At 50.6% G+C, this 11677-nt stretch carries 10 protein-coding genes; 1 reads left to right on the top strand and 9 read right to left on the bottom strand.

The genetic code is table 11. The annotated features are described in order from the left end of the window. Positions 1-30: 30 nt before the first annotated feature. From ACNRUY_RS04705 to ACNRUY_RS04665, 9 genes are all read right to left on the bottom strand, one after another. Complete coding sequence (locus ACNRUY_RS04705) at positions 31-888, bottom strand: DUF3426 domain-containing protein (protein ID WP_488110495.1); 858 nt, start codon at positions 886-888, stop codon at positions 31-33. Between the two features lie 109 nt (positions 889-997). Next, positions 998-1888 carry a 50S ribosomal protein L11 methyltransferase gene (gene prmA / locus ACNRUY_RS04700; protein ID WP_488110494.1) on the bottom strand — a complete coding sequence of 297 codons (891 nt, stop codon included), beginning with the start codon at positions 1886-1888 and terminating at the stop codon, positions 998-1000. Between the two features lie 156 nt (positions 1889-2044). After that, positions 2045-3385 carry an acetyl-CoA carboxylase biotin carboxylase subunit gene (gene accC / locus ACNRUY_RS04695; RefSeq protein WP_488110535.1) on the bottom strand — a complete coding sequence of 447 codons (1341 nt, stop codon included), beginning with the start codon at positions 3383-3385 and terminating at the stop codon, positions 2045-2047. A 10-nt stretch (positions 3386-3395) separates the two neighbouring features. Continuing rightward, the gene (accB, locus tag ACNRUY_RS04690; protein ID WP_488110493.1) at positions 3396-3860 is read right to left on the bottom strand and encodes an acetyl-CoA carboxylase biotin carboxyl carrier protein; all 465 of its coding nucleotides are present in this window, start codon (positions 3858-3860) and stop codon (positions 3396-3398) included. A gap of 107 nt (positions 3861-3967) precedes the next feature. Further along, positions 3968-4417: a type II 3-dehydroquinate dehydratase gene (gene aroQ / locus ACNRUY_RS04685; RefSeq protein ID WP_488110492.1), complete on the bottom strand. Its 450-nt coding sequence runs from the start codon at positions 4415-4417 to the stop codon at positions 3968-3970. A 195-nt stretch (positions 4418-4612) separates the two neighbouring features. Next, a complete protein-coding gene (gene dsbD / locus ACNRUY_RS04680) occupies positions 4613-6463 on the bottom strand; it encodes a protein-disulfide reductase DsbD (RefSeq protein WP_488110491.1) in 1851 nt (616 codons plus the stop codon). Between the two features lie 169 nt (positions 6464-6632). Then, complete coding sequence (gene ppa / locus ACNRUY_RS04675; protein WP_488110490.1) at positions 6633-7160, bottom strand: inorganic diphosphatase; 528 nt, start codon at positions 7158-7160, stop codon at positions 6633-6635. Positions 7161-7324: 164 nt separating this feature from the next. Continuing rightward, positions 7325-8356 carry an ABC transporter substrate-binding protein gene (locus tag ACNRUY_RS04670; RefSeq protein ID WP_488110489.1) on the bottom strand — a complete coding sequence of 344 codons (1032 nt, stop codon included), beginning with the start codon at positions 8354-8356 and terminating at the stop codon, positions 7325-7327. After that, positions 8349-8972, bottom strand: a complete 624-nt coding sequence (locus ACNRUY_RS04665) for a trimeric intracellular cation channel family protein (protein ID WP_488110488.1) — start codon at positions 8970-8972, stop codon at positions 8349-8351. Before ACNRUY_RS04665 ends, ACNRUY_RS04670 begins: the two co-directional genes overlap by 8 nt. A 175-nt stretch (positions 8973-9147) precedes the next feature. On the opposite strand from ACNRUY_RS04665, the gene ACNRUY_RS04660 reads away from it, so the two are divergent. After that, a complete protein-coding gene (locus ACNRUY_RS04660) occupies positions 9148-11592 on the top strand; it encodes a hypothetical protein (protein ID WP_488110487.1) in 2445 nt (814 codons plus the stop codon). The last annotated feature ends 85 nt before the right edge of the window (positions 11593-11677 follow it).

The following is an 11677-nucleotide window of genomic DNA, read 5'->3' as shown; positions in this document are numbered from 1 at the left end:
GGGGTATGCAACGCCAGTGGTCCTGGCGTTTTAAAGAGGGTTGCCGGGGCTGAATGTCAGCCGGTAATTGACCGCATCAGGTCCGGGATCAATGATTTCCAGGCCCAGGCGAATGGGTTGGCCTGCGGGCATTGCCTTTGAGCCCGCCAGTTCCCCCCCAAGGTATTCTTTTGGTCTGAACGTCCTGCTGGCAAGCAGCCGGTCATTGATATCAGTGAAGACCAGCTGCAGATCAGGGTAGGGCTGAGAGTGCCGGGCGTTATTGATGATCACTGCATCCACTTGAAGCACGTTACTGAAATCCGGGTGGCTTCTGACGATCAGCTGCATACTCTTTATGGCGTTAATGTCCACCAATGGTGGAAGAGTACAGGAGAGGAGCTGGCATGCCTGTTCGTAAGCGGGCCTGAGTCCGGGGTTTAATGACAGTGAGTTGCGGTTGAACCAAGCGTATTGAAGCAAAAGGAGCCCGCTTAAAAGCAGTACACCGATCCCCCAGGAAAGGGTTCTTTTCCAGTTGCCTGCTGAAATAGGCTGTAGCGGCTCAGAGGGTTCCAGGTCATCCAGAAGATGATCCATTTTCTGGCCTTGATCGCCCTGGTGATGATAGCCGTCGTAATGAATATCCTTTGATGGCTCGGGATGGGGGGGCTCAGGGGCTTCTCTCTGTGTTGACAGCTCCGGTTTGGTCGAGGGTTGCCTGGCTTCATTGGGTTCCGATGGGGCTGAATGGCTGGATTGAGCATTCAGGGAGGCTTGTGGCTGGGCATCGAAAACCTGCAGGCACGATCCACAGCGCACTGAACCATTGGCCGCGTGTAACTGAGCGGTTGTAATGCGGAACGAAGTATTGCAATGGGGGCAGCGGGTGACCCTGGGGGCCGTCATGGTTTACCTGTAGCTGAGCAAGAGTAGCCGTTTATTAGATCAGACCCCTTGGGTTGAATCCAGCCTTTCCTTTCATGGGCAGGCCGAATTCAATAAGGTGAATAAAGTATTACCGGGTATGTCGCTGGCCCGAAATCATGGCCCAGCCTTCATGGGTAACGGGTTTATCCATTACGAACCACTGCTGGTAGGTGTCGATGATCTCTTCGGCCTGTTCTGCCAGAATGCCAGACAGAGCCAGCCGGCCACCGGGTTTTGTCTGGCTGGCCAGTTTGGGGGCCAGCTCCACCAGAGGGCCTGCCAGTATGTTGGCGACAACGATATCCGCTGTGGATTCAGGCTGTTTTTCCGGCAGGAATACCTGCAGTTTTTCCGGAGTGACCTGGTTACGCTGGGCGTTTTCCACTGTAGCCTCCAGGGCCTGGGGGTCGAGATCCACGCCAGTGGCCTTTCGGGCCCCCAGTAACAGTGCCGCAATAGCAAGGATGCCCGATCCACAGCCATAATCGATGATGTCTTTTCCTTCCAGGTTCTGCTGCTGATCCAGCCACTGCAGGCACAGGGCTGTTGTTGGGTGAGTCCCTGTTCCAAAAGCAAGCCCGGGATCCAGTATTAAATTGATGGCGTCGGCTTCTGGCACAGGTTTCCAGCTTGGGCAGACCCAAAGACGGTTCCCGAATTTCATGGGGTGAAAGTGGGTCATCCATTCCCGTTCCCAGTCTTTGTCTTCAACGATCTCGATTTTATGGGGTGGAAAAGGGGAAAGGCCACAATGGCTTTTCAGGAAGGAGAGGACTGCCTCCATGTCACAGTGAGCATCAAATAAACCGATGACAACAGTGTGTGTCCAGAGGGGGGTAGTGCCCAGTTCTGGCTCATAAAGGGGCTGGTCTTTCGCGTCCTGAAGGGTGACGGCACTGGCGCCTGCTTCGAGCAGCAGGTCTTCCAGTGGTTCAGCGTGATCGGAGGTGGTGTCCAGTCTGACTTGAATCCACGGCATGTTTAAATCCAGACGATAAACAGGAGGAACTCAGTATGCCTGAGACAGGCGAGTTCCAGAAACAAGGAAGAGTAATTGAGCGCTATTGTAGCGGAGATAAGCCTGGAATCGCACAGAAAGCGAGTTTTTCTGTGGGATTCCAGGCCCGATGGCGGCTTATTCCGACAGTTTGTTTTCCAGGTAGTGGATGCTGACGCACCCTTCCATGAAATGCTCGTCCCTTACCAGCTCCTGGTGCAGGGGGATATTGGTGCGAATGCCCTCAACAACGGCTTCGTCCAGGGCGTTTTTCATCCGGGTCAGTGCGGTTTCCCGGTCAGGGCCGAAGCTGATGAATTTGGCAATCAGGGAGTCGTAGTAGGGAGGAATGCTGTACCCGTTGTAAAGGTGACTGTCCACACGGATGCCATTACCACCGGGAGCATGATACTGGGTCACTTTCCCGGGAGAGGGCATGAAGGTTTTTGCGTCTTCGGCGTTAATGCGGCATTCGAAAGCATGACCGTTCAGCTGCACATCTTCCTGGCGAATGCTCAGGGGAAGTCCGCTGGCGATTCGCAGCTGCTCTTTAACGATATCTACACCGCTGATCAATTCGGTCACTGGGTGTTCAACCTGGACACGGGTGTTCATTTCGATGAAGTAGAACTCGCCGTTTTCATACAGAAATTCAAACGTTCCTGCTCCACGGTAGCCAATCTCAATACAGGCTCGGGTACAGGCGGCGGCTACGGTGGCCCGCTTGTCTTCGGGAATACCGGGGGCTGGGGCCTCTTCAATGACCTTCTGATGACGGCGTTGCAGTGAGCAGTCACGGTCACCCAGGTGAATAGCATTGCCCTGGCCATCCGCCAGAACCTGGAACTCCACATGACGGGGGTTTTGCAGGAATTTTTCCAGGTAGACCGTGTCGTTGTTGAAGGCGGCGCCTGCTTCTGACTGGGTCAGTTGCACGGAATTAATGAGGTCTTCCTCGCTATGCACTACGCGCATGCCCCGGCCACCGCCACCTCCAGCTGCCTTGATGATCACCGGGTAACCGATGTCACGGGCAATGGCCAGAGTGCGTTGATGATCATCGGTCAGGGAGCCGTTTGAGCCTGGGACCGTTGGAACACCGGCTTTTTGCATGGCTGCTATGGCTGAGACCTTGTCTCCCATCAGCTCGATAACGCTGGCAGAAGGTCCGATAAAGGTAAAGCCACTGCGTTCGACCTGTTCGGCAAAATTGGCATTTTCCGAGAGAAAGCCATACCCGGGATGAATCGCTGAAGCGTGAGTGACTTCTGCGGCGCTGATAATGGCAGGAATATTCAGGTAGCTTTCCGTTGGGCTGTTCGGACCAATGCAGACAGACTCATCGGCCAGATGCACATGCATCAGACTTTCATCCGCCTTGGAATGAACGGCAACGGTTTTGATCCCCAGTTCTTTGCAGGCCCTCAGAATTCTGAGAGCGATCTCGCCACGGTTGGCGATAACGACTTTATCGAGCATGGCGACGGTCTCAGGCAATGGTGAACAGGGGCTGGTCGTATTCCACGGGTTGACCATTCTCCACCAGAATGGCTTCAATGGTGCCTGCTTTGTCGGCCTTGATCTGGTTCATCATTTTCATGGCTTCAACAATGCAGAGCACATCACCTACTTTCACCTGCTGGCCTACCTCGGCAAATACCGGAGAGCTGGGGGACGGTGCGGTGTAAAAAGTTCCGACCATGGGGGACTTGACCTGGTGGCCGGAAAGCTCTGCTTCCGGAGCTGGCTGTGATGCAGCCGGAGCTTCTGCAGGAGCGGCTGCCGCTGCGGGGGGCGCCACTGGAGCCGCATAAGAGACAGGGGCTGCAGCCACTGGAGCATGTTGAGAGTAACGGCTGATACGAACAGACTCTTCACCTTCGTGAATTTCCAACTCGTCAATGCCTGATTCTTCCAGCAGCTCAATGAGCTTTTTTACTTTTCTGATATCCATGGTCAATCTCAAATGCTTGTACTGGCAGAGTCTTCTGCCAGGGTGGTTAAATACTGATGCTCTTCAGGCCTGCCAAAGGGGGTGGCGAAACCCAAAGCGTCTATCCGCTAACTCTTGTCCGCTTCAAGGCTGTTCATTGCTGCTGTGAGAGCCAGCTCATAGCCTTTGGGCCCCAGGCCGGCAATGATGCCTTCAGCCACATCGCTGAAGTAGGAATGGTGCCTGAAGGGTTCCCGGCGATGGATGTTTGACAGGTGTACTTCTATAAAGGGTATGGCAACACCCAGCAGGGCATCTCGAAGGCCAACACTGGTGTGAGTGAAAGCTGCCGGGTTGATAATGATAAAGTCCACACCTTCGCTGCCTGCCTGATGAATACGCTCTATTAACAGGTGCTCTGCATTACTCTGATAGCTTTCCAGCTGGTGGCCGAGGCCGGCTGCAATAGCGGCAAGGTTCTGGTTAATCTGGTCGAGGGTGGTCGCACCGTATACTCCGGGTTCTCTGGTGCCCAGCAGGTTAAGGTTTGGGCCATTCAGCACAAGTATCCTAGCCATTATCATCCTCAATTACAGAGACTTTCACAGAGCCTTTGTCCAGTAGAGCAGGGAAAAGTTCCGGGTAAGGTAGTGCAACACATATCTGATCAGGCATTTTGCCCCATTGTCAATAACGCGTCCAGTTTGTGCTTGTTACAGGAGGTTAACGACAGTTACGAAGCATTTCAGGTGCATTTCTTCGATCTTGTCCGCTCAGGGGGAGTTTAACAGGCGGGTGAGCTTTTGGTGCAGCTGATCGGCTGTGACCTCCCCCTGGGTTCGGAGGCCTGGTACCTCTTCACCCCCGGTGTTGAAAAAGAGCAGGGCCGGGGGCCCAAACAGGCGGTATTGGTTAAGCAGGGCCTGGTGTTCAGCCGTGTTTTCTGTGATATCCAGTTTGATCAAGGTCATTCTGGCCAGCTGGTCTGTGACCAGGGGATCAGGAAAAACAGTCCTTTCCATGATTTTGCATGAGATGCACCAGTCCGCATAGAAATCCACCAGAGCAGCCTGATTATCGACTTTAGCCTGGCTTAACAAAGCCTTCATTTCCTCAACAGTGCTTACTTTGGTAAATGAACTGCTGGCTGAGTAGAGGCTGTTCCCGGATTGTTCGGTTTTTCCCTGGCTCAGTATCTGAGGGCTCAGAGCCAGGGGGGCCAGGGGATCCCTGTTGTTCATGGCTGCGCCGATGAGCAGGGTGGCCCCGTAGATCAGGCAGATCAAGCCAATAATTTGTTTGATTTTATCGACAGGTGTCCTGGCTGCGGTGTTTAAAGCCCCCAGAAAAACCGCACAGCCCATGGCCAGAGAACCCAAGAGGAACAGGGTGAGGGGAGCTGGAAGAATTCTCTCCAGCATCCAGATGGCAACCCCCAGCAGAAGAACCCCAAAGAAGGCCCGGACACTGTTCATCCAGGGGCCTGCTTTTGGAAGCCACTGGCGTCCGCCCACGGCGATGATAAACAGGGGTATCCCCATTCCCAGTCCAAGAGCGAACAGGGATAATCCGCCAAACAGGGCATCACCTGTTGTGCTGATGTAAATCAGTGCGCCTGCCAGAGGCGCTGAAACACAGGGGGATACCACCAGGGCAGACAGAAGTCCCATAATGGCAGCACCCGAAAAACTGCCAGGTTGTTTTGAGCCACCACTGAGCCGGTCTCTGATGCGTTCAGGCAGTTGCAGTTCATAGAGCCCAAACAGGCTCAGAGCCAGGACCACAAACAGCATGGCCATGGGGACCAGCAGCCAGGGAGACTGCAGTTTTGCCTGGAGATTCAGGCTGGCCCCAAATAACCCTGTGAGAGTGCCTGCGATGGCAAAGGTGCCTGACATGCTCAGGATATAGGTCAGTGTGAGACCCACTGCTCTCCCTTTACCAAGGCCTTTGGCTCCGATAACCAGACTCGAAAGAATGGGGATCATGGGCAGAACACAGGGGGTAAGGCTGAGCCCAATACCGGCGAGGACAAACAGAAGCAGGCCAACCAGCAGTCCGTGGCTTTCAATGGTATTTTGGTACTGATTTTCTACATCTGTCTGAGGTTTAGTGGATGTCTGTCCGGAAAGTGAGGGTTCATTTCCCTCCCCAGTAATCAGGGGGATGGTGACCTTATTGGGCGGGTAGCAGAGCCCTGCTTTTGCACAGCCCTGATAGGCAATCTCAACCTCCGGCAGGTTGCCTGAATATTCAACGGGGATCTGGACGGTAAAATCCTGGCTGAATGTTTCCAGGTCCTTATTGTAATAAGGGTCAAAAATAACTTCCCCTGCAGGGTAAACCGGCTTTCCAAGCTGTTTGATGTCACTGACTGGGGAAAACCCAAAACGGTGCTGATACAGGTAGTGGCCAGGGGTGATTGTTACCTCAATCAATGCATTTTGCTTATGGATCCGCCCGGTGAAACGGAAGGCTTCTTCCACTGGAAGAAAGGAGGAGGTGGACGAATCAGCTTCAAACAGCTGTTTGAAGTCAGCCCTGGCAGAATTGAAAGACGCTGAAAATATTCCCAATAAAGCAATGAGTGCCAGTAAAACCGGACGGATGGCTGGTGGTTGCATAGAGTCAGTATACCCTGGTGTTGATGCTATTTATTGTGAAGGTATAACGCTCAGATGCAAGGTAAGAAAAGCCTGAATCAGGGGGCAGGTGTTGTTGCCGGGGGAATTTTTCGGTTGTTTATAGAGACTGGAGGGTGGGAGCTGAGATACTCAGCTCCCGGGATATGACTTAACCTTTGTAGTTGGCAGCGGACTTTTCAATGACCTTCAGGGCCGCTTCAGAGCTTTCCCAGCCATCAATTTTTACCCACTTACCGGACTCCAGGTCCTTGTAGTTTTCAAAGAAGTGCTCAATCTGCTGGAGCAGCAAAGGTGGAAGATCCGTGTACTCTTTGACGTCTTTGTAAATCGGGGTGAGTTTGTCGTGGGGAACGGCGATCAGTTTTTCGTCCCGGCCTTTCTCATCGGACATGTTGAGCATGCCAAGAGGGCGACACCGGATCACAGAACCCGGAATGACCGGATAAGGAGTCACCACCAGCACATCCAGGGGGTCGCCATCATCCGCCAAGGTCTGGTTGATGTAACCATAGTTGGCAGGGTAGAACATTGGGGTAGACATGAATCGATCCACCAGGATCGCGTCCATATCTTTATCAACTTCATATTTGATCGGTGAAGCGTTCGCTGGGATTTCAATAACGACGTAGATATCCTCAGGCAGGTTTTTGCCCGCAGGAATGGAAGCATAACTCATATGAATCAGGTCTCTGGTTGAATTCCGGACTGAAATTGCTGCGTATTATATAGAGGTTTTTTTGTTGTTTTCCACTGCCTTGGCACATTGGCTCTTTGGTTGATGGCTGGATAAACCCAGGTTCCTGTGCTGAAGAGGGAGATAACTGCCGCGCAGGTACTCAATTAACGCCTGATACTATTGATTTTTTTCAAAGGCTCCAGATGCATTACTGACTCGACCTCCACGCTTCCCTTGACCATCTCTTGCTCCTGGAACCAGTTCAGAGTTGACTGAATGTCTTTAATGACGGGCTCTGCGTTCCTGCTTATGAAGAGAACAGACTGCTCAAGAGCACGCTCCTGCATGGGAGGCTGGAGGTGACGATTAATATCGTTCAAAAGCTTTTTGGCTTTCTTGCCTGATCGTTGGTGGGGGAGGATAAGAAGGTCGTGATAGAGTTCAGATGATTTGACATAGGCTCTCAGAAAACGCTCTACCCACGCAGGTTCTTGCTGGATAAATGTGCTTGAACTGAACACAACGCCCACTTGGCCTGGGGTATAATCCGAAACATTTCCAATAATATGAGCCCTGTTTTCACCAGCAAGCTTTTCTGCGATCTGGGGCAGGGCGATCATGGCATCTACCTGACAGCTTGAAAGAGCGCTGATCATACCTGGTAGCGAATGGAGGGAGATAAGCTCAAATTGACTGATTGGCCAGTCTTGAATCTCGGCTAACGACCCATACCAACGATGGAAAGTGGAGCCGGGCTGTGTCATTCCCAGACGTTTGCCCTTAAGCTGTTTCGGAGATGTCAGGCCTTTCTCATAGGCCTGGTTGCAGGCCAGGTAAACAGACCCTTTCCAGTCTTTCTTCTCCTGGTACTGGCCGGCAATGATTTTTAAGCCAGCCTCCCCGGACAGGTTAAAAAAACCGGCCGTCAGTCCAGTGACACCAATATTTGCCTTTCCAGTGGCAACAGCGATAGCAACGTTCTGGGCTGAACTCATGAACAAGTATTCCACTGTCAGCTGCTCATCGGAAAAATAGTGATAATCGTCGGCAATAAAAATGGGCGAGGAGGAGAATACAGGCATTAAAGCCACTTTTAACGGCGGGTTTATGGCTGTTTTACCAGCGACGGGCGCAGCTATAGCCTGCTGGATAGAGAAAAGCAGAATGGTTAATATTTTGACCCAATAATCAATCACGGGGGGAATCCTGACCGTCAAAATTGAATTTTGGCAACTCCAGCCCTTTATAAATGGCCGTGATCCTGAGGGTAAAGCCAATAATGAGGGTAATCAGAATAGCACTGTTTTGAGGAAGGGAGGTCATGGCAAGGCCAAAATAGATCCATGCAGCAGCAAAGGCAATACTGCCATAAAGCTCTTTACGAAAGACCAGAGGCATCTGGTTACAGAGAATATCCCTGACGACACCCCCAAAGGCTCCGGTAAATACAGCCATGGCAGCTGCAATGATATAGCCGTGACCCAGGGCCAGGGTTTTCTGGGCGCCAATAATGCTGAAAGTGATTAACCCAATGGCGTCAAGAACCAGGAATGCTTCAGTAAGATAGCGAACCCAGGGGCGTATCAGAATTACGAAAAGGGCTGCTGAGCAAGTGATTACCAGGTATTCCGGCTTGCCAACCCATACCATTGGATGATTGTCCAGTACCAGGTCCCTGATGGTTCCTCCGGCAAATGCGGTGCAGCAGGCTATGATCAGTATTCCAAAAGGGTCCATTTTTTTCCTGCCAGCGGCAATGGCTCCGGCCATGGCTTCGACAGTTATGGCGAGTATATAGAGCGTCTCAAGCACTTTATCGTCGTCTCTATTAAAGGATAAGAATTGCTTTGTTCAGAATAGTTGCTCGTTTGGAATGCTTTAATAATATAAATTCAGTTTCTAATCCGTAATTGGAATTAACATTATTGCTTTCGTAATAAACTAGACTTTTCATCTATAAGAAAAGTTTTTTTGAAAAGGAATTCTTATGTCAGAGCCGGTTAATCGTTCTCAGCCTCTTGAACTTGCCCGCTTGAATGTCGATGCCTTTCCTGAAGAGGGAGGATTTCTTGATAAGACGGTTAAGGGCGTTGGGGGGAAAAGCACTCCCGGTTTTGAGTCGGCTTCTTCGTTTGAAAAGACACCTTTAGCAGAACGAAAGGTTGAGCGTAGACATGGCCTCCCTCTGTTAACAGATCCACCCAAAGAAAAGAAGGCTGAAGGACGCTGGGATAATATGTGGGACAGTGGCTCACATGTGAGAAGTGGTTCTGGCAGTCAGTATTCTGACAGTGCAATAAGCTCGGGTTCACAGCGCATTCATGGGTCGGGATACACGGCATCTTTGCATAACCAGGAGCCGGAGGATTTCACTCTGGATGGTGATTATGTAGAAGAGAGACTTTCTCAGCCAGGAAGCCGGATTCCTGCTAAGGAAGAGCCTGATTATGGTTTTGATGATGAATTTGGTGCGGCCTTTGATGAACATTTAGATTTAACCCCTCGTAAGCCACAGTTCCCAAGTGTGAAGCCACGTTTGCCTTCTGAAGGAGGTGAAAGGGGTTATGACACAGATGATGGCCGGGAAAATACTGGAACGGAAAGCGTGCTGTCACAGGCGGATGACGATGTAAAAGTGACGGTTCAGGGGGCCAAGGCAAAAGGGGCAAAAGTTGAAGTTAAAGGGCCGGAAACTGTTGATGATGTGCCCAGACTGACTAAATCAGATAAAACATTTCTTAAAAAGCTGTGGGGCTTCTGCCAAAAGCATTCCACCAAAATTGCAGGGCTTATTTTTGCTGTTGCCGGGACAGTTTTATTATCAAACCCCTTTACGGCAGCGCTTGGGCTGGTATGTCTTTGTATTGCATTTGGCTTGATAGCAGGTGATTTTGCTATGCCGATGCAGGACTACAGCTCCACTGGGCAGGGGGAGCCTGAAACCAATACTCCCAAGCAGCAGCAAGAGACTCCGGAGACCCCTCAACAAACACCCGCTGCGGCTCCAGAGCCTGCTGGTGTTGGCAATGATGGAGAAGGCAGTGAGAGAGAGGGGGAGCCTGGTGGCCACTTTGTCATGAGAAAGGGGCAAGGTGGTGCGGGGGCAGCAGGTGGACCTGGCCGAATTCCCTGGAGCGACAATGATGCGCGGGAGTTGGCTAGCATATTCGACGAAAATATTTTTAAACCCCTGGCAAAGCATGGTCGCAGCCCTAATTTAACAGAAGATCAAGCACAGCAATTACAGCAGATGGCCAGGCAGGTTGCTGATATCTCTAGTCAAGTAATTAACCATGTTACTAAAGACGGAGCTATGCAAACAGAGGCTGATGATTTAGAAACAGAAGATATGGCTGACGCTTTTAGAGGTGTTCTAGAGAAAGTTCAATTGGATCCAGAAAGAGTAATTAACATGAGTGTTCGTTTGGGGGGAATGCTCAAGTCTCCAGGGTATAGGGATGTAGTTCAACAAATGGGAGGGGTGGAAGGCCAGTGGCCAGTTGATCCGAAGGCAGCGGAAAGAAGGGAAAGGCAAATCAATGTTCTGGTTGATGAGCTTATAGAATATGCGAAAGGGGCTTCGGTTTCTCGAATGGATAGACCAAGTGAGAAGGAAATACAGCCTCAAGCACAGGAAATGGTAAGTAACTTATTGTACAGACATATTGTTAAGCCTGTTGATCCAAGAGGCGAAGGCATAACGGATGAAGCTTCTGATGTTGTTAGTCAAATCGTGGGGGCATTTGCTCCTGGGTCAGTGTCCCAGGAAGATCGTGTCGATATTGTTCGTCAGGGAATTGCAACTTTGATAAGAGATTATCAGCCGGATCGAAGATCGATTGAAAGCATTATGACAGAGTTGAGGCTGATGGAAGGCAGTATTGATACCCCGCTTATTCCGGTGGTGCGTGAAATGTCCCGAGCCTTGTTTGCAGCTATTACTTATGTTGAGCCCCCAAAACTAGAGGATGAGATGTCTGGTCCTGATGGTTTCGAGAAAAAATACCCACCACCGCCATTTATGGGTAATGGTGAAGTCAAAGACGCTGTAAATGAAGATGAACAAGGTGGTCGCCTTAGAAGACGTCCAGTAGAAAATAAAGATGAGTTCTATGAATCTTTAGATTTTGACAAGCATAAACAGCGATTTTTGAGAGCGTTCAATCAACAGCTGAAAGTCATTACACAACATGTTCAGGTCAATGCAGCGAATCCTAGAGATGCATTACCCCCAAAGGAAGCTGACAGGCAAGAAGGGATTTTTATTGAGTTGGCAACTGATTTTATTAATAATCCGGTCAATGTTGGAGTTAAAGGTCCTGCTTTATTTAAAAGTTTGGTTGCTATGGCCTCTAAAGATTTTCGCGTTGATAGATCATACCTTCAGGCATTTGAATCAATGATGGGCGGTAACCCTTGGTTTAAAAAATGAATTGAGACTAAGGTAAGTTCGCATTTGTTTGGTTTTTAATCTAGCTTTAAAGGTATTGTTTGCCCATATCAGGGAATGGCAATAG

The sequence above is a fragment of the Endozoicomonas sp. Z74 genome (assembly GCF_057680865.1).
This window is presented reverse-complemented; position numbering and strand designations above follow the sequence as displayed.

What these genes read in the sequence shown, in the direction of transcription:
- accB (WP_488110493.1), bottom strand. Translation starts at nt 3,860, where the DNA reads ATGGATATCAGAAAAGTAAAAAAGCTCATTGAGCTGCTGGAAGAATCA.
- accC (WP_488110535.1), bottom strand. Translation starts at nt 3,385, where the DNA reads ATGCTCGATAAAGTCGTTATCGCCAACCGTGGCGAGATCGCTCTCAGA.
- ppa (WP_488110490.1), bottom strand. Translation starts at nt 7,160, where the DNA reads ATGAGTTATGCTTCCATTCCTGCGGGCAAAAACCTGCCTGAGGATATC.
- ACNRUY_RS04705 (WP_488110495.1), bottom strand. Translation starts at nt 888, where the DNA reads ATGACGGCCCCCAGGGTCACCCGCTGCCCCCATTGCAATACTTCGTTC.
- ACNRUY_RS04660 (WP_488110487.1), top strand. Translation starts at nt 9,148, where the DNA reads ATGTCAGAGCCGGTTAATCGTTCTCAGCCTCTTGAACTTGCCCGCTTG.
- dsbD (WP_488110491.1), bottom strand. Translation starts at nt 6,463, where the DNA reads ATGCAACCACCAGCCATCCGTCCGGTTTTACTGGCACTCATTGCTTTA.
- prmA (WP_488110494.1), bottom strand. Translation starts at nt 1,888, where the DNA reads ATGCCGTGGATTCAAGTCAGACTGGACACCACCTCCGATCACGCTGAA.
- aroQ (WP_488110492.1), bottom strand. Translation starts at nt 4,417, where the DNA reads ATGGCTAGGATACTTGTGCTGAATGGCCCAAACCTTAACCTGCTGGGC.